We start from the raw sequence: 22,439 nt of genomic DNA on the forward strand, positions 1-22,439 counted from the left end.
GAACCGCTACTGCCACGGGCCGAGCCGCGGTCCCTGCCGGCCGGCCCCTCGCCCCGGCCGGCCGCCCCCGGGATCCGGCGGTCCGCCCAGGCCCCCGACCCCGGTCACCGGAGCCTGCCGCGGACGGACCCGCTCCGGCCGTTCCGCAAGCCCCGCTGCGCGGGCTACGGCACCCGTTAGCCGTGCCAAGACCGCCACAGGGCCGCGTAAGGGCCGTCAGCCGCCACCAGCGCCTCGTGGCTGCCGAGCTCGCTGATGCGGCCGTCCTCGACGACCGCGATCAGATCCGCGTCGTGCGCCGTGTGCAGCCGGTGCGCGATCGCCACGACCGTGCGCCCGTCCAGCACCCGGGCGAGGGAGCGCTCCAGGTGCCGGGCCGCGCGAGGGTCGAGCAGCGAGGTCGCCTCGTCGAGGACGAGGGTGTGCGGGTCGGCGAGCACCAGCCGGGCCAGCGCGATCTGCTGCGCCTGCGCGGGCGTGAGGGCGAGCCCCCCCGAGCCGACCTCGGTGTCCAGGCCGTCGTCGAGGGCGTCCGCCCAACCCCGGGCGTCCACCGCCGTGAGGGCCGCCCACAGTTCGGTGTCCTCGGCGTCCGGGCGGGCCAGCAGGAGGTTGTCGCGCAGGGAGCCGACGAACACATGGTGCTCCTGGTTGACGAGTGCCACGTGGGCGCGGACCTGCTCCGCGGGCATCCGGGACAGCTCGGCGCCGCCCAGGGTGATCCGTCCGTCCCGCGGGGCGTAGATCCCCGCCAGCAGCCGCCCCAGGGTGGACTTCCCGGCACCGGACGGGCCGACGAGCGCCAGCCTCGTCCCGGGCTCGACTTCGAGGGAGACCTTGCGGAGCACGTCGACGCCAGGCCGGTACCCGAAGTGCACCGCGTCGGCGTGCACGGCGCGCCCGTCGGGGGTGAGGGAGGGATCGCCCTGGTGGGCGTCGACCTCCCGGACGCCCACCAGCCGGGCCAGCGAGACCTGGGCGACCTGCAGTTCGTCGTACCAGCGCAGGATCACTCCGACGGGGTCGACCAGCATCTGGGCGATGAGAGCGCTGGTCGTCAGCTGGCCGACGCTGATCCAGCCCTCGAGCACGTAGACCCCGCCGATCATGAGTACCGAGCAGAGCACGGTCGTGTGAACGGCGTTGACGGTGGGGAAGAGCACCGACCGCAGCGAGAGCGTGTAACGCTCCCAGGCGGTCCACTGGGAGACACGCCGGTCGGACAGCTCGATGCGGTGGGGGCCGAGCCGATGGGCTTCCACCGTCCGCCCCGCGTCGACGGTCTCGGCGAGGGCCGCTGCCACGGCGGCGTAACCGGCGGCCTCCGAGCGGTAGGCCGACGGCGCGCGCCTGAAGTACCAGCGGCAGCCCGCCACGAGCAGCGGCACGGCGATCAGCACGGCGGGGGCCAGGGCCGGAGCCGTCACGGTGAGACCGGCGAGCAGCAGCGCGGCCCACACGACACCGATGGCCAGCTGGGGCACGGCCTCCCGCATGGCGTTGGCGAGACGGTCGATGTCGGTGGTGATCCGGGACAGCAGGTCACCCGTCCCGGCCCGCTCCAGCACGCCGGGCGGCAGCCCCACGGAGCGCACGAGGAAGTCCTCGCGCAGGTCCGCCAGCATCCGCTCGCCGAGCACGGCCCCCCGCAATCGCACCTGCCGCACGAAGTAGGCCTGCACCACCAGGGCGGCCGTGAACAGCACGATGGCCTGGCCCAGGTGGAGCCGCTGCAGTGCGTGGACGTCCGTCACGTCCTGCACGAGGTCCCCCAGCAGGTAGGGGCCCGCCATGGAGGCGATGACGGCGACGGCGTTGGCCGAGACGAGCAGCAGGAAGGCCCGTCGGTGACGGCGGAAGAGCTCACTCACGTAGGCGCGAACGGTCGCGGGGGCGCCGACGGGAAGGGTGTGTGCGGTAGTCGGTGCCGCCGGGTCGTAGGCCGGGGGCGACAAGCCGATCATGCGATCTCCTCGATGTCTTCCAGCGGGCCGAGCGCGTCCATGTTCCGCAGGGTGTCCGGGGGCCCGGCCGGCGCGCCGGGGTCCCCGGACGCGCGGACGGGTGCCTGGTGGCCGTCCGGAGCGGCGCCGTGCCCGTTCTTGGCCCCCGGAGTCGCCGCTGCGGCGGCTGCCTCGTCCTCGGGGGCGCGGGTCACCACGGCCCGGTACCGCGGATCGATGACCATCAACTCGCGGTGTGTGCCGGTGGCGAGGACCTTGCTCTCGTGCACCAGCACGACCCGGTCGGCGCGGTCCAGCAGTAGCGGTGACGAGGTGAGGACCACCGTCGTCCGGCCGCTGCGCAGCCCCCGCAGGCCGTCCGCGATGCGCGCCTCGGTGTGGGAGTCGACCGCCGAGGTGGGCTCGTCCAGGACCAGCACCTCGGGGTCGGTGACCAGTGACCTGGCCAGTGCGAGGCGCTGCCGCTGGCCACCGGAGAGGGAGCGGCCGCGTTCGGTGATGTGGGTCCGCATGGGATCGGACGCGTCCGGTGAGCCCTGCACCAGCGCGTCCAGGACGTCGGAGCACTGGGCGGCTGCGAGGGCGCGTTCGGGCGTGACCTCGCCCGAGGCGGGCACGTCGAAGAGATCACCCAGCGTGCCGGAGAGCAGGATCGGGTCCTTGTCCTGGACGAGGACCGCCGTGCGCGCGGTCTCCAGCGGAAGCTCGTCCAGGGCGATGCCTCCGAGCCGCGCGGAGGCGGGCTGGGCACCGTCTGCTTCATCGCCGGCGGCATGGCCGCCGAGCCGCTCCGCCAGCCGGCCCGCCGCGTCCGGGTCGCCGCACACCACGGCCGTGAGTTGCCCGGCGGGCGCGAGCAGGCCCGTCTGGGGGTCGGACAGGTCGCCGCCCGGCCGGGGCCCGGTGCGGCCGCGTGACCCGCCCGCGTCCGTGGCCCGCCGCAACGACAGCACCCGGGCCGCGCGCTGGGCGGACGGCCGCGAGAAGGAGTACGCCATCGCGATCTCCTCGAAGTTGCGCAGCGGGAGATTGAGCAGGGTGACGGAGCTGTAGACGGTGACCAGTTCGCCCACGCTGATCCGGCCCTGGCGGGCGAGTTGCACGCCGTGCCAGACGACCACGATCAGCAGGGCGCCCGGCAGGAGCACCTGCACCATCGCGATCAGCGACCACATGCGGGCACTGTGCACGGCGGCCTTGCGCACATCCTGGGAGGCACGGCGGTAGCGGTCGAGGAAGAGTTCCTCGCCGCCGATGCCGCGCAGCACCCGCAGGCCCGCGACCGTGTCGGAGGCCAGCTCGGTGGCCCGGCCCGCCTTGGTGCGCTGCTGGTCGGCCCGGCGGGTGGCACGCGGCAGCAGCGGCAGCACGGCGACGGCCAGCAGGGGCACCCCGATGGCGACGATCACGCCCAGCGCGGGCTGGTAGACGAGGAGGCCGACACAGATGGCCACCACGGTGAGAGCAGCGGCCGAGAACCGCGACAGAGCCTCCACGAACCAGCCGATCTTCTCGACGTCGCCGGTGGAGACCGCCACGACCTCACCGGCGGCGACCCTGCGGGTCAGGGCGGAGCCGAGGTGGGCGGTGTGGCGGGCGAGCAGTTGCTGGACACGGGCGGACGCGGTGATCCAGTTGGTGACGGCAGTGCGGTGCAGCATGGTGTCGCTCGCGGCGATCATCACGCCGCACAGTGCGGTGAGCCCGCCGGTCAGGGCGAGTTGAGCGCCGTCGCGGTCCACCACGGCCTGCACGGCGAACCCCACCAGGTAGGGGAGCGACGAGACGGACAGGAGTGCAAGGAGCCCCCAGGCGAGGGACTTCACCTGCCCGCCGAGCTGGTTCAGCCCGAGCCACAGCAGGAATCGGGGGCCCGAGCGGGCGTCGGGCACGCCCGGGTCGGCGTACGGGAGGTCTCGAATCTGCATGGCGTCCCAGGGCTCGCGAAGTTGGGAATGAAACGGACAGGTGGAAGAGTGCCGATGGGAGGGGAAGGAGTAAGGGGGCGACGAGTCGTATCCGGAGGGTTCAAGACCCGTGGCGGGCGAACCGACAGAATAAGTGCGTAAACGGGCGGTGTGAGAGGACGTAAACCGTGACAGACTCCCGGCACGAGACGGCCCGGGGCAATCGATTTTTGACAGGCGGCAGCCCTTTTGCGCCGCATCGCGACGGGACGGCGCCACGTCATGACGTGGACCCCACGGCCGTGTCCGGCTCGCCGCCGGGGCGTCCGGGCGGGTTGGCCCGGGCCGTCCGCACCGCCATGGCCTGCGGCGTACTGGTGGGCGCCCTGGTCTCATGCGGGCACGCCGACGAGCCGGCAGCGGCGAAGAACGGCGCCGCCGCGGACCGGACCGAGCACGCCCGGCCACGTCCCGTGGGTCTCGACCAGATCCCCGATGTGGGTGAGGCGCTGCGCCGTCGGATCCCATCCGGATCTCATCAGGTGGTAGCCGTTCACGGCAAGGGGCGGAATTCGGCCGACTCCACGGTGACGCTGTTCACCAAGCAGGGTGATGCGTGGCACAAGGGCCCTACCTGGTCCGCGCACAACGGCAAGAAGGGGTGGACCCGCGACCACCACGAGGGCGACAAGCGCAGCCCGGTGGGCGTGTTCACGCTCAGCGACGCGGGCGGGGTGCTGCCCGACCCGGGTGCCAGGCTGCCGTACACGGCGTCCGCCGCGTTCCAGGCTCCGGCGTACTGGGGCAGGGAGTACCACCACGACTTCGACTACGTCATCGCCATCGACTACAACCGCGTCAAGGGCACCCCGCCCGATGACCCGCACCGCCCTCAGGGCTATACGAAGGGCGGCAGCATCTGGCTGCATCTGGACCATGGCAGTGGCACATCGGGATGTGTGAGCCTGCCCGGATCCGCGATGGAGTACCTGCTCCGCACGCTGGACCCGCGGCAGCATCCCGTCGTGGTCATGGGTGACGACGCCGACCTGGAGTCCTGAGCGCGGCTTACGCCCGCGCCCCGCGTGCCATCGTGGCCAACCGCCGCCCGCCTGCCCGCCGTCCGTCAAGCAGCCGTCCGGTCGGCGACCAGCGCCCGGCGGTACGTCGCCGTGCACCCGCTGGACAGGCCCCCCGATGCCCGGATGGTCCGGCCCGCACGGTCCCGGCCGTTCTCCCCGCTGGGCTTCTGCCGTTACGTCCGTGCGTGCTGCTGGCCGGTCGCGGGTGCCTCGGCCGGTCCGCACCGTGCGGGAGCGCCCGGTGGGACGTCCGGGTCGTCCAGCAGGGCGGACAGCAGGCCGCCCAGAACCTCCCGCTGGCGGTCGCTCAGCGGCGCGAGGATCTCCTCCGCCGCCACCCGCCGCGCCCGCCGCAGCTCCTTGAGCGCCTGGCGCCCGTCGTCGGTGATCTCGATCCGTATCACCCGGCGGTTTCCGGGGTCCGGGGCCCGTCGCACCGAGCCCCGGCTCTCCAGGCCGTCCACCAGCGTGGTCACGGCGCGGGGCACGACCTCCAGATGGCGCGCGAGGTCCGCCATGCTCGGCGGCGCCCCGTACTGAGCGAGGACACGGAGCAGCCGGGACTGGGCCGGCGTGATGCCGAGCTCGGACCCCTCCAGATGGCGCTTCTGGATGCGGTGCACGCGGCGCGTCAGGCGCAGCAGCTGCTCGGCTAGCAGGCCGTCGGCATCTGGGGTGCTCATGCGGGAACCATATCAGGGCTTCGTTCATTGTGAGTATAGGTAACAATGAGCTAAGCTCTGTACGGCTTGCCTGGATGCTCGCCGCCGAGTGGTCGCCCAGCTCACGATGCCGCGCGTCCGCAGGCCTTCCTGTCGTCCCGATCCCCATAGGAGCCCATTGCGCACCGAAAAGTCCCCCTGGACGCCGCCGGACGCCGATCCGGACCAGCCCCGCCAGACCCGCAGGATCCTCCGGCTCTTCCGCCCCTACCGTGGTCGCCTCGCCTTCGTCGGCCTGCTCGTCTGCGCCTCGTCCCTGGTGTCGGTCGTCACGCCCTTCCTGCTGAAGGCCGTCCTCGACACGGCCATCCCGCAAGGCCGCACCGGCCTGCTGAGCCTCCTCGCCCTGGGCATGATCCTCAGCGCGGTGGTCAACAGCGTCTTCGGCGTGTTGCAGACACTCATCTCGACCACGGTCGGCCAGCGCGTCATGCACGACCTGCGCACCGCCGTGTACGGCCGTCTGCAGCGCATGTCCCTCGCGTTCTTTACCCGCACCCGCACCGGCGAGGTCCAGTCCCGCATCGCCAACGACATCGGAGGCATGCAGGCCACGGTCACGTCCACGGCCACCTCCCTGGTCTCCAACGTCACGAGTGTGGTGGCGACCTTCGTGGCCATGGTCGCGCTGGACTGGCGCCTGACCGTCGTGTCGCTGCTGCTGATGCCGGCGTTCGTATGGATCAGCCGCAAGGTCGGGCGGGAACGCAAGAAGATCGCCACGCAACGGCAGAAGCAGATGGCGGCGATGGCGGCCACCGTCACGGAATCCCTGTCCGTCAGCGGCATCCTCCTCGGCCGCACCATGGGGCGGGCCGACTCCCTGACGCGTTCCTTCGCGGTCGAGTCCGAGGGCCTGGTCGACCTCGAGGTCCGGTCGAACATGGCGGGCCGATGGCGCATGGCGGTCATCACGATCGTCATGGCCGCCATGCCCGCCGTCATCTACTGGGCGGCGGGCCTCGCATTCCACTTCGGCGGCCCGACCGTCTCGATCGGTACGCTGGTCGCCTTCGTCTCGCTGCAACAGGGCCTGTTCAGGCCGGCGGTGAGCCTGCTGGCGACCGGTGTGCAGATACAGACCTCGCTCGCGCTCTTCCAGCGCATCTTCGAGTACCTCGATCTGCCCGTCGACATCGAGGAGCCCTCGCGTCCGGTGCGGCTCGGCGAGGTGAAGGGCGAGATCCGGTTCGACGGGGTCGAGTTCCGCTACGACGAGAAGGCGGCTCCGACGCTCGACGGCATCGACCTCACCGTCCCCGCGGGCGGCAGCCTGGCCGTGGTCGGGCAGACGGGGGCGGGCAAGTCGACGCTGAGCTACCTGGTTCCGCGGCTGTACGACGTCACGGCCGGCCGCGTCACCATCGACGGTGTCGACGTGCGCGACATGGACTTCGAGAGCCTTGCGCGCACGGTCGGGGTGGTCGCCCAGGAGACCTACCTCTTCCACGCCTCGGTCGCCGACAACCTCCGCTTCGCCAAGCCCGACGCCACCGACGAGGATCTGGTCGCCGCCGCCCGAGCCGCCCAGATCCACGAGCACATCGCGTCCCTGCCGAAGGGGTACGACACGCTCGTGGGGGAGCGGGGCCACCGCTTCTCCGGAGGCGAGAAGCAGCGTCTGGCGATCGCCCGCACCATCCTGCGCGACCCGCCCGTGCTCGTCCTCGACGAGGCGACCAGCGCGCTGGACAACCGTACGGAGCAGGCGGTGCAGGAGGCCCTCGACGCGCTCTCCGCCGACCGGACCACCATCACCATCGCGCACCGGCTCTCCACGATCCGCGGCGCCGACCAGATCGTGCTGCTCGACGCCGGCCGGATAGCCGAGCGCGGCACGCACGAGGAACTCCTCCAGGCGGGCGGGCGCTACGCGGCCCTGGTCCACAGAGACGCACGTTTGGAGCAGGCGAAATGAAAATATGCCCGGTTTCGGGGCATATGCGGGTTACCGTGCCGCCATGAGATCCACACCCCCGCGACGGAGGCGGAGCAGGGCACGGCTCACGCGCCGAGGCCGGCTCGTGGTGAGCACCGCATGTGCGCTCGCCCTCGGTGCCGTCATCGCGGTGATCGTGACATCGCTGGCACCCGACGAGCACCACACGGAGCCCCCGCAGACGCTGACGATCCCGGAGGGCTGGCGCACCAGCCAGGTGTACGAGGCAGTGGACAAGGCGCTCGGGGTTCCCGCGGGCACCGCCAAGAAGTCCGTGGCCCAGGTGCACCTGGCACTGCCGCAGGAGGCGCGGGGAAATCCGGAGGGGTACTTCTTTCCGGCCACGTACCTGATCACCCGGCACACGACCCCGGTGTCGCTGCTGACCGAGATGGTGGAGACCGCGAACAAGAAGTTCAGCGACCGGGGCGTGACGACAGGGGCCCAGGGGAACGCCCTGAACGTCTACCAGGCCGTCACCATCGCCAGTGTCGTCCAAGCGGAGGCCGCCGGCCCCGACGACATGGGCAAGGTGGCGCGCATCATCTACAACCGCCTCTCGCGCGGAATGCCGCTGCAGATGGACTCCACGCTGAACTACGGGCTGAACCGCTCCACGGTCCACACCACCGAGCAGGACACCAAGGTCAACAGCCCGTACAACTCGTACAACAGGATGGGCCTTCCGCCCACGCCCATCGGCAACCCCGGCGCGCGGGCGATGCAGGCCGCGGTCAATCCCACGCCGGGCGACTGGCTGTACTTCGTGACCGTCAAGCCGGGGGACACGCGGTTCACATCGAGTTACGAAGAGCAGATGCGGAACGTGGCCGAGTTCAACCGCTATCACCAGGCCGCCCGGATAACGAGCCCCGGATGACGACCCCCGGATGACGAGCTGAGTTCAGGCCGCGACAGGCTCCCCGGGCTGCCCCGCGAGCAGTCGCCGGATGTCCCGTACCGCTGCGCGCCCCGCACGGTTGGCCCCGATGGTGCTGGCCGAGGGGCCGTAGCCGACGAGATGGATGCGCGGGTCCGCGACCACCCGGGTGCCGTCGACCCGGATCCCGCCGCCTGCCGCCCGCAGCCGGAGCGGCGCAAGATGTTCGATGGCGGCCCGGAAGCCGGTCGCCCAGAGGATGGCATCGGCCTCGATACGGCGGCCGTCGTCCCACGCGACGCCCTCGGGGGTGATCCGGTCGAACATGGGAAGCCTGTCGAGCACCCCCTCGGCGCGCGCCCGCCGGATGGCGTCGGTGAGGGGCAGATCGGTGACGGAGACCACGCTCAACGGCGGCAGCCCCTGCCGGACCCGTTCGTCGACGAGCGCCACGGCTTCCCGGCCCCGGTTCTCGTCGAAGGGGCCCTCGCGGAAGACCGGTGGCCTGCGGGTCACCCAGGTCGTCGCGGCGGCGTAGGGGGCGATCTCCATCAGGTGCTGTGTGCCCGAGGACCCGCCGCCCACCACGACCACCCGTAGCCCGGCGAACTCCTCGGGGCCGCGGTACTGCGCGGTGTGCAGCTGCCGTCCGCGGAAACCCCCCTGTCCGGGGTAGCGCGGCCAGAACGGCCGGTCCCAGGTGCCGGTGGCGTTGATCAGCGCGCGCGGCGCCCAGTTCCCCGCCGATGTCTCCACGAGCAGGCGGCCACCGGTGCCCTCGCGTACCGCGTGCACGTCCACCGGCCGTCGCACGCGCAGGTCGAAGGTCCGCTCGTACGCCGTGAAGTACTCGGTGATCACCTCGGACGACGGCCGGGCGGGGTCGGCGTCGGTCAGCTCCATCCCGGGGAGCGAGTGCATGCCGTGCACCACGCCGTACGAGAGCGTCGGCCAGCGGAACTGCCATGCGCCGCCGGGGCCCGGCGCGTGGTCGAGCACGAGGAAGCCGGCGCCCGGCTCGAAGCCGGTGCGGCGCAGATGGAAGGCGCTGGACAGTCCGGCCTGCCCCGCGCCGACGACCAGCACATCGACGTCCGTGCCCAGGAATTCGTTCACGCTTCTACTAACTATGGGCGCTGGCGGGATCTTCCCGGCGGACCCGGCTGCCCCCCGGGAGGCCCGAGGGGCTCGGGAGGCCCGGGGGGCTCGGGAGGAGCCGCCTCCCGGGTGGAGAGGGAACGCCCCAGGGCGGGGAGGTACCGCCGCCGGCCTCCCGGGTCGTGGCGCGCCCTCCGTGGCGGCGCGGTGAATCCCGTATCCCGGGGCAGGATGGGGCCATGCCCGACGCCTTCAGCACACGCAACCTGAACATCACCACCGGGTCCGACGAGACCGTCGTCGACATCACCCGGACCTGCGACGCCTACCTCAGGGAGGTGGCCGACGGCAGGGACGGCCTGCTCAACGTGTTCGTGCCGCACGCCACCGCGGGGATCGCCCTCATCGAGACGGGCGCGGGCAGCGACAGCGATCTCCTGGCCGCGCTGCGCGACCTGCTCCCCGCGGACGACCGGTGGCAGCACCGGCACGGTAGCGCCGGGCACGGTCGCGACCATGTCCTGCCGGCGTTCGTCCCGCCGCACGCCACGCTGCCCGTCGTCGGCGGGAGCCTCGAACTGGGCACCTGGCAGTCGGTGTGCCTGGTCGACACCAACCGGGACAACCCGCGCCGGACTGTGCGCCTGACGTTCCTGGGCTGAAGGCCACCCGCGCCCGGCCGTGCTCATGGCACACGAGCTGGCCCGGCTCGGCTGCCGCAGGCCCATGTGTCCGCCCCATCCGGCCCGTCCGCGCCACGTGCCCCACGTGATGCCCACTGCCCCTGCACGGCGCGGTGAGTCGCGGTGAAAAGGTTTGTTTAGTTCATTGACTAAAGCAAACAGAGAGCGACACACTCGCCATCTGTTCGGCCAGCGCGGCGGCGCCGTCCGGAGTGCCGCCGCGACGACCACGGCCCAGGAGGCACGGATGGCGATCTCTCGAAGAACGGCTCTGAGCGGGGCGGGCGTGGCCGCGCTCGCGGGTGCGGCTGCCCTCCGGACGGCCGCACCCGCGTCGGCCGCCGTCGGCGCAGCGGCCGGCAGCGACAGCCCGGCCCCGGACCTGCTGCCGGACGCGGGGTCCGTACGTACCGTCGACCTCCGCCAGGGCTGGCGCTTCGTCCTGGTCAACACCACGGGTGAGGACGCCCCCCAGCCGGCCGCCGGCGACGCTGGCTGGCGCGACGTGGACCTTCCCCACGACTGGAGCATCGAACTCGATCCGCGCAGGGACGAGCACACCACCGCGGGCAGCGGCTACCTGCCGGGCGGGCTCGGCTGGTACACGAAGACCTTCACCCTGCCGCAGGCGGCCCTGGGGAAGCGGCTGTCGGTCGAGTTCGACGGCGTCTACATGGACGCGCAGGTGCACTTCAACGGCGAACTGGTCGCGGCCCACCCGTACGGGTACACGGGCTTCGCCGCCGACCTCACCACCCTGGCGCACACCGACGGCACGACGCCCAACATGCTCGCTGTCCGGGTGCGCAACCAGATCCCGAGCAGCCGCTGGTACTCGGGCAGCGGCATCTACCGCGACGTGCGCCTCGTGGTCACCGATGCCGTCCACCTCACCCGGCACGGTGTCACCGTCACCACGCCCGGCCTCGCCGAGTCACTCGCCGCCCAGCACGCCGAGGTACAGGTGGCCGCGGTCGCCGTCAGTACGGAGGGCGCCGTTCCCGCGCAGGTCACGGCCGTCGTGGTGGACCCGGACGGCAAGGTCGTGGCCGGCGGCCGCACCATGGCGACCCTGACGGGCATGCCCACCACTGCCACGATCCGCGTGCGCGTCGACCACCCCAGGCTCTGGTCGACGGAGATGGCCGGCGTTCTTCCGTCCGGGGCCTCCGGGGAGCCGCCGGCCGGGTCGCCGGCAACCCCCGGGGCCAAGGCCTCGGGGAGCCCTGGGGCCGGGGGAGCGGGGGGCCCCGCGCTGTACACGGTGCACACCAGCGTCAGCGTCTACGGCCGCACCCGCGACGAGACGACGACCCGTTTCGGTTTCCGCCACTTCGCCTTCGACCCCGACCACGGGTTCTCGCTCAACGGCCGGCGCACCAAGCTGCAGGGCGTCAACCTCCACCACGACCAGGGGGCGCTCGGCTCCGCCTTCCACCCCGATGCCGCCCGCCGTCAGCTGACGCTGATGCGCCAGATGGGCGTCAACGCACTGCGCACCTCGCACAATCCGCCCGCACCCGGGCTCGTCGGCCTCTGCGACGAACTCGGCGTCCTGCTCATGGTGGAGGCCTTCGACTGCTGGCGGACCCCCAAGAACCCGTACGACTACGGCAGGTTCTTCGACGGGCACAGCCACGACGACATCACGGAGATGGTCAACGCGGCGAAGAACTCGCCCGCGGTGGTGATGTGGTCCATCGGCAACGAGATCCCCGACAGCACCAGCGCCGCCGGCGTGCCGATGGCCAAGGCGCTGATAGAGGCAGTCCGGGCCGCCGATCCGACCCGGCCCGTGGTGATCGGCTCGGACAAGTACCGCGACGTGCCCGAGGACGGTTCGCCGCGGGACCTGATCCTGCGGATGCTGGACGGCGTCGGGCTCAACTACAACACCGCGGCCTCCGTGGACGCCCTGCACGCGAAGTACCCGGACACGTTCTTCTTCGAGTCGGAGTCTTCCTCGTCCACCTCCGCCAGGGGCGTCTACGACAACCCCGGCCAGCTGAACACCGGCGAGAACTACACACCCGGTCGGCGCGGCGTCTCGTCCTACGACAACAACCTCGAATCGTGGACCATGAGCGGCGAGTACGTCCTCAAGAAGGACCGCGACCGGGAGTTCCACGCCGGGCAGTTCGTGTGGAGCGGCATCGACTACCTCGGGGAGCCGACCCCGTACAGCGATGTGTTCCCCGTGAAGTCGTCGTTCTTCGGCGCCGTGGACACCGCGGGCTTCCCCAAGGACCAGTTCTTCCTCTTCCGCAGCCAGTGGAGCCAGGAGCCGATGGTCCACCTGCTGCCGATGGACTGGACCGGACACCGCCCGAAGGAGGAGGTGACGGTGTGGGCCTACAGCAACGCGGAGGAGGCCGAGCTCTTCCTCAACGGGTCGTCCCTCGGCGTCCGCCGCTTCGACAGGAAGAAGACCGGGTACGGGACCGCCTATCTGGAGACCACCGAGGCCACCGGCGACGACAAGACCGTCACCTCCGGACCCTACCCGGGTAGTTACACCAGCCCGAACGGCAGCGCAGGGCATCTGCGCCTGACCTGGCAGGTGCCGTTCGCCCCCGGCAAGCTCGTCGCGGTGGCACGGCGCAACGGCGCGGAGGTCGCCCGTGACGTGTTGCGCACCGCCGGGCAGCCGGCCGCGCTGCGGCTGACCGCCGACCGTACGGAAGTCACCGCTGACGGCAGGGCGCTCTTCTTCGTCACCGCCGAGGTGACCGACGCACGGGGCGTGACGGTGCCGGACGCCGGCCACGCGCTGACCTTCACCGTCACCGGCGGCCACCTCGCGGGTGCCGACAACGGCCGGCAGGAGAGCGCGGAGAACCACCAGTCGGCCACCCGGAGCGCCTTCAACGGCAAGGCCCTCGCGATCGTGCGGGCCGGGCGGGACGCGGGGAGGATCACCGTCACCGCCCACGCCGACGGGCTCCGGCCGGACTCCGCGTCGGTCACGGCCCGCGAGGCCAAGGCGCTTCCCGCGTCCGCAGCCGGGGCCCCGGACGGGACCACCGCGCCGGCCCAGGCGGCGGCCACGGCCCCCGCCGCGTCCTCCTCCGCCGCGTCGGGGCCCGAGGCGGATGCCGGCTTCTCCGGCGCCCCCGACACCGTTCCAGCGAAGATGCTGGACGGTGACCCCGCGACCGCGTGGTCGAACGCCTACACCATGGCCCCGACGGCGCTGCTGCCCGCGATCAGCGAGGCGCACCCCACCGCGTGGGTGTCGCTGACCTGGCCCGAGCGGCGGCGGGTCGGGGCAGTGGAGGCGGTGTTCACGATCGACGGCACGCACGACCTTCCCGCGTCGGCCACGGTGAGCCACTGGAACGGCAGGGAGTACGTGCCGGTCGACCGCCCCGTCATCACCTGGGCGACCGCCTCGGACCAGCCCACGGTGATCGCCTTCGAGCCGGTCGCCACCAGCGCCGTCCGCATCGACCTGACCAGCCGGCGCCCCCACGAGGCCGGCGGCTTCCTGCGGATCGTCAGCCTGCGGGGCCTGCCGGCCGGCGGGGAGGCCTGAGGGGGGCCGAGCGAGACGGCCGCGCCGGCCCGGGGTCGCGAACCAGGCGCACGCGACCCCGGGTCGGAGGGAGCCATGGGCCGCCGGATGGCCACGCGCACGTGCGCCGGGTCTGCTGAAGGTCCTGCGCGAGGCCGGTTCCGGACCCCGCCGCAGCCGACGGCAGCTACGCGGACTGCGCCGTCCTGATCAGGCTTTTCGCGATGGTGTTCTTGAGGATCTCCGAGGATCCGCCGGCGACTTCGTACGCCGTCGCGTCCCGGAGGTAGCGGCCGAAGGACGCTGTTTCCTGGGTTCCGTGCGCGCCGCAGACCTGGACGGCGATGGCGGAGACCTTGGTGGCGAGTGATGCCGACACCAGTTTCGCCGCGGAGGACGAGCGCGGTAGTCGCCGCCGCTGTCGAGGTCGCGGGCAGCCTGGTAGCACAGAAGGCGGGCAGTGTCGATTTCGGCAGCGCTTCGGCGAAGTACCACTGGATGCCCTGGAAGTCGATGACCTTGCCGCCGAATGCGGAACGCTCGCTCACGTAGGCGAAAGCCTCGTCGAACGCCGCGCGGGCGATGCCCAGCGAGATCCCCGCGGCCAGGGTGCGGCTGTTGGAGAGCGTCACCATGCTTGCTTCAGCCCTTTGCCTTCGACACCGATGAGGGCGTCCTCGGGGAGTTCGACGTCGTCGAGGACGAGGTTCACGTGCGGGCCGTTGCGCAGGCCGAAGGTCTCGGCCCCCCTGGTCTCGCGGGTCGACACGCCAGGGGTGTCCCGCTCCACGGCGAACGTCGACACGCCGATGTCGGTCTCCGCGAGGACCACGAAGAAGTCCGCTCCCGACCCGGACGTGATGAACGCCTTCTCCCCTGTCACGACCCAGCCGGAACCGGACCTGCGTGCCTTGGTTTCGAGCGACCGGATGGTCGCTGCCGCGGCCGCTCTCGGTGAGCGCGTAGGACGCGCGCAGTCCCTTCGCGTAGCGAGGGAGGACGCGCTTCACCAGGCCCCGGGACCCGTACAGCTCGATGATCTTGCTGCTCTGGAAGATGGAGATCAGCGAGACCCCCAGGCTCGCGCTGCCCGCTCCGAGCTCCTCGAACACGGCGAGGGCGTGTTCCGCCGGCGCCTCCGAACCGCCGTAGCGCTTCGGCAGCGTCATGGAGTTCCAGTCCGCTTCGGCGGTCTCGGCGACGAGGCCGGCAGGGTGGACGTCGGCCTGTTCGAGCTCATCGGCGACCGGTCGTACCCGCAGCTGCGCGAACTCCCGCGCCGGCGCGGCGAGCGCCTCGTCGACGTGCTACCTCCAGAACGTCATGGTGTTCCTCCTCGATGCGGTCGTGACGGCACCGCTGTCGCGGTCAGGGAGGGCGGGACGGCACGCAGCCGGTCCAGGCCCTCGTCCAGAAGTTCCAGGCTGGTGGCGTAGGACAGCCGGACGTGCCCCTCGCCCGAGGGCCCGTACTCCGAGCCGGAGCGGACGAGGACGCCGCCGGCGGCAAGCCGGGTCGCCATCTCCTCGGCGGACAGTCCACTCCGGATTCTCGGGAACGCGTAGAACGCGCCGCGCGGCACCTCCACCACGACCCCCGGCAGCCCGGAGAGCCGTTCCACCACGCGGTCGCGCCGATCCCGGTAGGCGACGACGGCGTCCGCGGCGAGCGCACGCCGCAACGGCAGCGCGGCGAGTGCCGCGTCTTGCGCGAAGGTGTTCACCGCTCCGTTGAGGCTGCGGTGGACGAGGTTGGTCTCCTCGGCCACGGCGGCGGGCGCGACGACGTGCCCGATGGGCCAGCCGGTCATCGCGAAGGTCTTGGAGAACGTCCCGCAGCACACGACCCGGTCCGTGAGCTCGTGCAGCCGGAGCCCGGAGTGGAACGGTCCGTCGAAGACGATGTCGGCGTAGGCCTCGTCGAGGAGAAGGTAGGCGTTGCTGGTGGCGACGAGTTCGGCCAGCGCCGTGAGTTCCTCCCGGCTGAGGACCGCGCCGGTGGGATCGTTCGGGTTGCACACGACGACGAGCCGGGCTCGCGGGAGTTCCTGCTCGGTCCGGTCCCAGGTCGAACCCCGGCACCCAGACCGGCTCCCCGCCGGCCATCGCGACGTGGTCGGCGGGGAGGGAGTAGGTCGGTTCGGGGATCAGGACGCGGTCGCCGGGATCGACCAGCGCGAGGACGGCCGCGGCGAGCCCGGCGCTGGCGCCGTGGGTGATCACGACCTGCCGGGGGTCGAGATCGCGGCCCACGTCGGCGGACAGTGTTCCGCCAGCGTCTCCCGCAGCACGGGTGGCCCGGTCAGGGCCTCGTAACGGGTCCGGCCCCGGCGCAGGGCCAAGATCGCACGGTCGACGATCGGCGCCGGGGTGGGGAAGAACGGTTCACCCATCGCCAGCGAGATCGCGCCGCCCGGCGTGGTGCCCAGCGGGGCGGGGCGGCGGGAGGCGGCGCGGATCCGATCGGTCGGTATGCTCATCGGCCGGCGCCCGTGAGACCGGACCTCGTGAGGTCGAGAGCGTCGAGGACCCGGGCGTTGAACTCGTCCATTCCGACCGCCGGCGTGCCGTCCGTGGCGAGGTCGTAGGTCAACGCGCCGCCGCGGTAGGTGGCGTCGAGCGCCTCCCGCACGCGCGGTGCGAGGCCGAGCGGTGCGAGGTCCGGGCACCAGTCGAACAGGTCGGCCAGGGCCAGCCACCCCCCTGTTGGGTTGGAGCGGCGGGACCACGCGCGGTGGGGTGAGGAGCCGTGCGACGGCTCGAACAGGGCGGTCGCACCGGAGCCGAACCGCCGGTCGGGGTTGATGGTGGCCGAGCCGCACAGGGCCGGCGAGCGCGCGCGGGCGCACAGGACATCGGAGAGGATGTCGCCGAAGATGCCCTCGGTGACGACGACGGCCGGGAGTTCCGGGTACTTCACGAACTCGTACGCGGCACGGTCCACGTTCACGTTGTCGAACGGGATGCCGGTGCTCGCGCTGACCTCCCCTGCGGTGCGCCGCCACAGGCGCGAGGTGGCGAACACGCCGGCCTTGTCGACGCTGACGTTTCCCGGCCTCGCACCGCACGAATCACGATCGACCGTCGCGCGCCGCCTGGCTTCGCGGCTGGACCGCGAGATCTACGCGGTGCTGCCGGGCAACGTCGAACACGTGGCACTCGCCATCGAGCTGCTGTCGCTTCTGACCGACGCCCTCGTCGCCGGTCGGGGCCGGCCTCGCCGTTGAGTCTCGCGCCGGCTGACACGCACCACGTCGAACCGCCCCCGGGCGCTCGGTCGCGTTGCGGAGGTGACCGCCGCCGGCGCGATGGCACGGCTCGGCGTGGTGCTGCTCGACGTGGTGCCGCACGGCACCGGGCCGGTCGGAAGGAGCCGGCCCGGGGCCGATGCTGTCCTGGCTAGCCCTGTGGCGGCACCCCGGCCGCGCACCCGTCGCGGCTGTCCCGCACCGCCTGCATCACCCAGGTGAAAGCGGCCTGCGCCGTGAACTCGTCCTGGCCCCCGCGGAACAGCAGCTGGGCGGAGGCGAAGCCGGGATCCTCGGCCTGCGCGGCCACGTAGGGCACCGCGATGCAGCGCATACCGGCGGCCCGGGCGGCCAGGGCGCCGGGGGCGGCGTCCTCCACCACGACGCAGTCGCCGGGGGCCGCGCCCAGCCGCCGAGCCGCCTCCAGGAACGTGTCGGGGGCGGGCTTGCCGCGCGCCACCTCGTCCGAGGACACCCTCACGGGCAGCAGCGCCGTCAGGCCCGTCCCCGCCAGCACCGCCTCGATCGCCGCCCGGGACGACCCGGAGGCCACCGCCATCGGCACCCCTGCCGCGCTCAGGCGGTCGACGAAGGACCGCATCTGCGGGTAGGCCCTGGCTTCGGTGCGCGCCAGCCGCAGATACCGCCGCTCCATGTCCTCCAGCAGTACGTCCGCGGACGCCGCGATGCCGTACCGCTCCCGCCACAGCGCCACCGTCTCGCGGGTGCTGATGCCGACGTAACCCTCGTGGTCCTGCCAGGTGAAACCGGTGACGCCGTGGTCGGCCAGGGTGCCGAGGCCCGCCTTGTAGTAGAGCGGCTCGCTGTCCACCAGCGTGCCGTCGAGGTCGAAGAGGACCGCCGGCAGGGCGGTCGCGGCGGTCGTGGGACGAGTGGTCTGGCGTGCGCTGTCGCCGGGGCTTGTCATGGCTCCCAGCATGCCAAGCCGATCCCGCCACGCGCGGCTTCAATTGGTCCGGACCAGACGGCTCGGGCTGCTACCGTCGGCCGCGACGACACGGAGCCGAGAGGGGACACACGTGGGCAAGGGCGGCAGCCGGGCGTACATCGGATCGTTCACCGCGGCCGGGGGCAGAGGGGTGCTCACGGCCGCGGTGCAGCCGGACACCGGCGCACTGACGGCGCTGGACGCGACCGGCGAGGTCCCGGACCCGTCGTACCTCGCGCTCTCCGCCTCCGGTGAGACCCTCTACGCGGTCAGCGAGACCGAGGACGGGGCGCTCGCCGCGTTCGAGGTGACCGCCGGCGGCCTTCGGCTTGCGGGAGATCCGGTGCCCGTCGGCGGCTCGGGGCCCACGCACCTCGCCCCGTACGCCGGGCACGTGCTGACCGCCAACTACGGGTCGGGCAGCGTGACCGCGGTGCCGGTGGAGTCCGGCGGACGGCTCGGCCGGCGAACCTCCGTGCTGCTGCACCAGGGCCGCGGACCGCACCCGCAGCGCCAGCAGGGCCCGCACGCCCACCAGGTGCTCGCGGCCGCCGGGGGCCGCTGGGCGGTGAGCGTCGACCTCGGCACCGACTCGGTGCGCGTCTGCGCGCTGGACCCCTCCGGTGGACTCAAGCTCCACCACGAGACGGCCCTGCGACCCGGGTCAGGGCCCCGGCATCTCGCCTTCCACCCCCGCGGTCACCGCGCCTACGTCCTGAACGAACTGACCCCGACGATGACCGTCTGCCGCTGGGACCCCGTGGACGGCGTGCTGGAGACGGGCCCGGAGACCGCCGTGCTCGCCGGCGCGCCGGACGGCGACGCCTACCCGTCCGAGATCGTCGTCGCCCCCGACGGCCGGTTCGCCTGGACGGCGACCCGCGGAGAGGACGTGATCTCGGTCCTGGCGCTCGACGGCGACGGCGACCGCCCCACCCTCACCGCCACGGTGTCCTGCGGCGGCCGCTGGCCCCGCGACCTGGCCCTCCACCCCTCCGGGCGGTTCCTCTACGCGGCGAACGAGCGGTCCGGCGACGTCACCTGGTTCACGCTCGACGCAAAGACCGGCGTTCCGGCCCGGGGTGGAGCCATCGAGGCCCCCGCGGCCTCCTGTGTGGTCTTCGACTGACCGCGCCGCACCGTCGCGCCACGGCGCGGAGCCCGGGCGGGAGCCGGATCCGGGGCCCGCACGCCGGAGGTGCCTCCGCGCGACTCGCGAGGAGCCGCTGCCCCGCTCCAGGCGGGGCGGACTCTCGCGGTGCCCGTGCGCGCCCGGTGGCCGAAGGGCCGTCAGCGGCCCGGGGTCCCCTGCTCCGGCAGCTTGATGCCCAGCACGGCGGCGTACTGGGACAGCGCCAGCCTGCCGACCGCCGGGTAGGCCGCCAGGGGCTCGGCGGCGGAGCAGCCGGCCTCCTTGGCCGCGGTCTCCAGCTGCGCGCTGTCGATCTCCGGGCCGATGAGATACGGGGCGAGGGCGAGCTGCCCGGCACCGGCGGCGCGCAGTTCCTCCGCGGTGGCCGCGATGGCGCCCTCCTCGTCCAGGGGAGCCGCCATCACCGGAACCGCGAGCCGCGCGGCCAGCAGCATGCCCGTGATGCCGGCGGCCTGCACGGCGTCCGCGCCGCCCACGGAGGCGAGGACGATGCCGTCGGCGGCGGTGGCCACGGTGAACAGGCGGGCACGGTCGGCGCGCGCCAGGCCCGCCTCGGAGAGGCGCACGTGCAGCGCCTCGGCGAGCAGGGGATGCGGGCCGAGCACATCGGTCAGCTCGGCCGGCGTCCCGCTCGCCGCCACCTCCTGGCGGATGCGGTCGAGCAGCACGGGGTGCGGGCCGGCGAGCAGCGGCACCACGACGGCGGCCGGCCCCTCGGGCTCGGTCACCTCGGCACCGGCGGCCTTGGCCTGCTCGTAACGGGCCGTGCGCTCCTCCACGGTTCGCGTGAGCACCGTCGCGAGTCCGGGGAACTCGGTGTCGTCCCCGCCGTCCAGATAACCGATGCGGCCGTCGAGGCCGGGCAGCTCGGAGCGCGCGATGCTCACGACCTCCTCGGCGAGGCTGCGCGTGTCCGTGCCGGGGGTGCCCGGCACGGCGAGAACGAGCGCGGGTGCACCCTCGGGAGCCGCGACGGGCTCCGGACGGCGGTGCCGCCCCGACCTGCGGGGTGGCGGCATACGTACAGGCAGGCCGGAAGCGGGCCCAGTGGGGGAGCTCATGGCGCCGCATGCTACTGGTTTTCCGGGCATCTCTGTTCGGGGAGGGGGAGGTGGGCGGTTTATATCCCTGTTTGTCGGAGTGGCGGAACGGGGTGGCGCACGCCAGATGGTGGCGAACGGGATGTCATGGGCGTGGATGGGGAATATCGCACTTTGCGGACGCGTGCGGGTATCCGGGCGCCAAGGGGCGGAAGGTGACCGTGTGGGGGCGCGAGAGGCGTTCCTCGCTCCGGCGGTCGGCTTGCTCGCGGGAGCGCCGCCGGGATCCGCGGGCGCTGCCCGGCCCGGCCCCGCGAGCGCGGCCGGGCGGTGCGTCACGCCGCGGGCGCCTGCCCCGGCTCGACGTAGAGCATGCGGCCGTCCCGCGGCAGGGCCAGGCGGTCGTCCGCGAGGTCGACGGCGATGCGGACGGAGCCGGCCAGCGGATCGCCGGCGGCGGGGACCTGGCGGGCATGCGGGACCTGCTCTGCGAGTGCGTCGCGGAGCGGGCCCATCAGGGGCTCGCCGATTTGGAGGAGGCCTCCGGTAAGGGCGACGTCGCAGGGGCCGGTGGCGGGGCAGGCGGCCGCCGCGGCCTCCGCGATGTGGCCGGCGGCGGCACGCAGGATGCCCACCGCCACGTCGTCCCCGCCGCCCTCCCGGGCGGCGCCCGCCACTTCCGGGGCGAACGAGGCGAGCCAGGCCGGCCGGTCGGTGCGCGGGTAGACCTTCCCCGGCAGTTCGGACGCCGGCCCGAACATCCGCACGGCGCGCTCCAGCAGCACGGTCGATCCGCCCCGCCGTCCGTCGAAGGCGCGCAGTGCCGCCTCCAGGCCGGCCCTGCCGATCCAGGCGCCGGAGCCGCAGTCGCCGAGCAGGTGGCCCCAGCCGTCGACCCGGCGCCAGCTCTCCAGGTCCGTGCCGAGCGCGATCAGGCCGGTGCCCGCGGCGACCACGGCGCCCGGGCGGGAGCCCAGGGCGCCGACGTAGGCCGTCACGGCGTCGGCGGCGAGCGCCACCCTGCGGGTGCCGAACTCCTTCTGCAGCGCGCCGGGCAGCTCGGCGCGGAGCGCGTCGCCGAGGGTGGCCATGCCCGCCGCGCCGATGGCGACCGCTCCCAGCCTGCCAGTGCCGCCGGTGCGTGCCGTCAGCTCGCGCACCATGGGCACCAGTTGTTCCATCATGTGGCCCGGATCGATGCCGCCGGGTCCGGTGCGGACGGCGGTGCCCGAGGCCAACGGGGCTCCGGTGCCGCCCCGTCCGGCGAGCACGGCGCGGAGTCCCGATCCGCCCGAGTCCACGGCGAGTACGGCGTCCACGCCGGCCCCCTGCGCCGGGCGGTCCGGCTCGCTCACGGAAGTCTCCAGTCGACCGGGCCGGAGCCCTGCCCGACGAGGAGCTCGTTGGTGCGGCTGAACGGCTTCGAACCGAAGAACCCCCGGTCCGCCGACATCGGCGACGGGTGGGCCGACTCCACCGCCGGCAGCGGGCCGAGCAGCGGGCGGGCGTTGCGCGCGTCGCGGCCCCAGAGGATCGACACCAGCGGCGTGCCCCGTGCCGCCAGGGCCCGGATGGCCTGCTCGGTGACCTCTTCCCAGCCCTTGCCGCGGTGGGCGCCGGGGCGCCTGGGGGCGGTCGTCAGCGCTCTGTTCAGCAGCAGCACGCCCTGCTGCGTCCACGGGGTGAGGTCGCCGGTGCTCGGCTGGGGCAGGCCCATGTCCGTGCTCAGCTCCCGGAAAATGTTGACCAGGCTTCCCGGCAGCGGTCTGACCTCCGGTGCCACGGAGAACGAAAGACCCACGGCATGGCCCGGGGTGGGGTAAGGATCCTGGCCGACGATGAGGACGCGAACGTCGTCGAAGGGTTGCTGGAAGGCTCGCAGCACATGCTGCCCGGCGGGCAGATAGGTGCGTCCCGCGGCGATCTCCGTCCGCAGGAACTCCCCCATGGAGGAGATCCGGTTCGCGACGGGCTCGAGAGCCTTCGCCCAGCCTTCTTCGACGATTTCATGCAAGGGTCGTGGTGCCACGGAGCGTCACTCTACTGCCGGGGACCGCGCCGAGATCAACTCGCGCGGAGGGCGCCCCACTTGCCACCGGGGCGCCGCGGCCGGCCCCCCGCGCCGCGCGGCGCCTCCCAGCAGCGCCGCCCGTAGGGCCCGTGCCCACTTCCTTGCAGCGCCTCCGCTACAGCCCGTGCCCCGCACCTCGCAGCGCCGCCTGTACGGCCGCGTCCCGCACCCACCTCACCCCGCCGGGCCG

Annotated in this window: 19 protein-coding genes and 4 pseudogenes; 7 read left to right on the forward strand and 16 right to left on the reverse strand. The window is 72.9% G+C overall.

The features are described from left to right. Nucleotides 1-176: 176 nt before the first annotated feature. A complete protein-coding gene (locus Sm713_RS37765; protein ID WP_212914437.1) occupies nucleotides 177-1,964 on the reverse strand; it encodes an ABC transporter ATP-binding protein in 1,788 nt (595 codons plus the stop codon). After that, the gene (locus Sm713_RS37770; protein WP_212914438.1) at nucleotides 1,961-3,892 is read right to left on the reverse strand and encodes an ABC transporter ATP-binding protein; all 1,932 of its coding nucleotides are present in this window, start codon (nucleotides 3,890-3,892) and stop codon (nucleotides 1,961-1,963) included. The genes Sm713_RS37765 and Sm713_RS37770 overlap by 4 nt, the downstream gene beginning before the upstream one ends. A 338-nt stretch (nucleotides 3,893-4,230) precedes the next feature. On the opposite strand from Sm713_RS37770, the gene Sm713_RS37775 reads away from it, so the two are divergent. Continuing rightward, nucleotides 4,231-4,932, forward strand: coding sequence for a L,D-transpeptidase family protein (locus Sm713_RS37775; protein WP_212915108.1), 702 nt, complete (start codon nucleotides 4,231-4,233; stop codon nucleotides 4,930-4,932). Between the two features lie 194 nt (nucleotides 4,933-5,126). On the opposite strand, the gene Sm713_RS37780 is transcribed toward Sm713_RS37775, so the two are convergent. Further along, nucleotides 5,127-5,636, reverse strand: coding sequence for a MarR family winged helix-turn-helix transcriptional regulator (locus tag Sm713_RS37780; protein WP_212914439.1), 510 nt, complete (start codon nucleotides 5,634-5,636; stop codon nucleotides 5,127-5,129). A gap of 157 nt (nucleotides 5,637-5,793) precedes the next feature. Between Sm713_RS37780 and Sm713_RS37785 the strand changes: the two genes are divergently transcribed. Next, on the forward strand, nucleotides 5,794-7,593 hold the full coding sequence (locus tag Sm713_RS37785) for an ABC transporter ATP-binding protein (protein WP_249416939.1): 1,800 nt from the start codon (nucleotides 5,794-5,796) through the stop codon (nucleotides 7,591-7,593). A gap of 43 nt (nucleotides 7,594-7,636) precedes the next feature. Then, nucleotides 7,637-8,494 carry an endolytic transglycosylase MltG gene (mltG, locus tag Sm713_RS37790; protein WP_212914440.1) on the forward strand — a complete coding sequence of 286 codons (858 nt, stop codon included), beginning with the start codon at nucleotides 7,637-7,639 and terminating at the stop codon, nucleotides 8,492-8,494. A 24-nt stretch (nucleotides 8,495-8,518) separates the two neighbouring features. On the opposite strand, the gene Sm713_RS37795 is transcribed toward mltG, so the two are convergent. Beyond that, a complete protein-coding gene (locus Sm713_RS37795; RefSeq protein ID WP_212914441.1) occupies nucleotides 8,519-9,610 on the reverse strand; it encodes an NAD(P)-binding domain-containing protein in 1,092 nt (363 codons plus the stop codon). A gap of 221 nt (nucleotides 9,611-9,831) precedes the next feature. Here Sm713_RS37795 and Sm713_RS37800 point away from each other — a divergent pair, with 221 nt between their 5' ends. Both Sm713_RS37800 and Sm713_RS37805 read left to right on the forward strand, forming a co-directional pair. Beyond that, nucleotides 9,832-10,254 (forward strand): secondary thiamine-phosphate synthase enzyme YjbQ, encoded by a 423-nt coding sequence (locus Sm713_RS37800; RefSeq protein ID WP_212914442.1) that lies wholly within the window; start codon nucleotides 9,832-9,834, stop codon nucleotides 10,252-10,254. A gap of 268 nt (nucleotides 10,255-10,522) precedes the next feature. Continuing rightward, a complete protein-coding gene (locus tag Sm713_RS37805) occupies nucleotides 10,523-13,810 on the forward strand; it encodes a glycoside hydrolase family 2 TIM barrel-domain containing protein (RefSeq protein WP_212914443.1) in 3,288 nt (1,095 codons plus the stop codon). A gap of 166 nt (nucleotides 13,811-13,976) precedes the next feature. On the opposite strand, the gene Sm713_RS41340 is transcribed toward Sm713_RS37805, so the two are convergent. From Sm713_RS41340 to Sm713_RS37835, 8 genes and pseudogenes are all read right to left on the reverse strand, one after another. Beyond that, nucleotides 13,977-14,237 (reverse strand): acyl-CoA dehydrogenase family protein, encoded by a 261-nt coding sequence (locus Sm713_RS41340; protein WP_283249844.1) that lies wholly within the window; start codon nucleotides 14,235-14,237, stop codon nucleotides 13,977-13,979. An 88-nt stretch (nucleotides 14,238-14,325) separates the two neighbouring features. Continuing rightward, nucleotides 14,326-14,424, reverse strand: a pseudogene (locus Sm713_RS41905) (hypothetical protein); the annotation flags it as partial. Continuing rightward, nucleotides 14,418-14,720: an acyl-CoA dehydrogenase family protein gene (locus tag Sm713_RS37820; protein ID WP_212915110.1), complete on the reverse strand. Its 303-nt coding sequence runs from the start codon at nucleotides 14,718-14,720 to the stop codon at nucleotides 14,418-14,420. The pseudogene Sm713_RS41905 and the gene Sm713_RS37820, both read right to left, overlap by 7 nt. Before the next feature lie 58 nt (nucleotides 14,721-14,778). Beyond that, nucleotides 14,779-15,075, reverse strand: a pseudogene (locus Sm713_RS41910) (acyl-CoA dehydrogenase family protein); the annotation flags it as partial. 35 nt (nucleotides 15,076-15,110) lie between these two features. Then, a pseudogene (locus Sm713_RS37830) lies at nucleotides 15,111-15,815 on the reverse strand (pyridoxal phosphate-dependent aminotransferase); the annotation flags it as partial. Between the two features lie 109 nt (nucleotides 15,816-15,924). Beyond that, nucleotides 15,925-16,041 (reverse strand): annotated as a pseudogene (locus Sm713_RS41345) (aspartate aminotransferase); the annotation flags it as partial. Continuing rightward, the gene (locus Sm713_RS41090) at nucleotides 16,008-16,268 is read right to left on the reverse strand and encodes a hypothetical protein (RefSeq protein ID WP_249416941.1); all 261 of its coding nucleotides are present in this window, start codon (nucleotides 16,266-16,268) and stop codon (nucleotides 16,008-16,010) included. The pseudogene Sm713_RS41345 and the gene Sm713_RS41090, both read right to left, overlap by 34 nt. After that, on the reverse strand, nucleotides 16,265-16,813 hold the full coding sequence (locus Sm713_RS37835) for an isocitrate/isopropylmalate family dehydrogenase (RefSeq protein ID WP_212914445.1): 549 nt from the start codon (nucleotides 16,811-16,813) through the stop codon (nucleotides 16,265-16,267). Before Sm713_RS37835 ends, Sm713_RS41090 begins: the two co-directional genes overlap by 4 nt. Nucleotides 16,814-16,820: 7 nt before the next feature. Here Sm713_RS37835 and Sm713_RS37840 point away from each other — a divergent pair, with 7 nt between their 5' ends. Then, a complete protein-coding gene (locus Sm713_RS37840; protein ID WP_212914446.1) occupies nucleotides 16,821-17,015 on the forward strand; it encodes a hypothetical protein in 195 nt (64 codons plus the stop codon). 172 nt (nucleotides 17,016-17,187) lie between these two features. On the opposite strand, the gene Sm713_RS37845 is transcribed toward Sm713_RS37840, so the two are convergent. After that, the gene (locus Sm713_RS37845) at nucleotides 17,188-17,964 is read right to left on the reverse strand and encodes an HAD family phosphatase (RefSeq protein ID WP_212914447.1); all 777 of its coding nucleotides are present in this window, start codon (nucleotides 17,962-17,964) and stop codon (nucleotides 17,188-17,190) included. A 112-nt stretch (nucleotides 17,965-18,076) separates the two neighbouring features. Between Sm713_RS37845 and Sm713_RS37850 the strand changes: the two genes are divergently transcribed. Further along, a complete protein-coding gene (locus Sm713_RS37850; RefSeq protein WP_249416942.1) occupies nucleotides 18,077-19,114 on the forward strand; it encodes a lactonase family protein in 1,038 nt (345 codons plus the stop codon). A 161-nt stretch (nucleotides 19,115-19,275) separates the two neighbouring features. Here Sm713_RS37850 and Sm713_RS37855 read toward each other — a convergent pair whose 3' ends face one another. The 3 genes from Sm713_RS37855 to Sm713_RS37865 all read right to left on the reverse strand — a co-directional run bounded on the left by Sm713_RS37855 (nucleotide 19,276) and on the right by Sm713_RS37865 (nucleotide 22,207). Beyond that, on the reverse strand, nucleotides 19,276-20,199 hold the full coding sequence (locus tag Sm713_RS37855; RefSeq protein ID WP_212914448.1) for a hypothetical protein: 924 nt from the start codon (nucleotides 20,197-20,199) through the stop codon (nucleotides 19,276-19,278). A 314-nt stretch (nucleotides 20,200-20,513) separates the two neighbouring features. After that, nucleotides 20,514-21,533 carry an N-acetylglucosamine kinase gene (locus tag Sm713_RS37860; protein ID WP_212914449.1) on the reverse strand — a complete coding sequence of 340 codons (1,020 nt, stop codon included), beginning with the start codon at nucleotides 21,531-21,533 and terminating at the stop codon, nucleotides 20,514-20,516. Further along, a complete protein-coding gene (locus Sm713_RS37865) occupies nucleotides 21,530-22,207 on the reverse strand; it encodes a uracil-DNA glycosylase (protein ID WP_212914450.1) in 678 nt (225 codons plus the stop codon). The genes Sm713_RS37860 and Sm713_RS37865 overlap by 4 nt, the downstream gene beginning before the upstream one ends. Nucleotides 22,208-22,439 lie beyond the last annotated feature (232 nt).

This window comes from Streptomyces sp. TS71-3 (assembly GCF_018327685.1).
Taxonomy (GTDB): domain Bacteria; phylum Actinomycetota; class Actinomycetes; order Streptomycetales; family Streptomycetaceae; genus Streptomyces.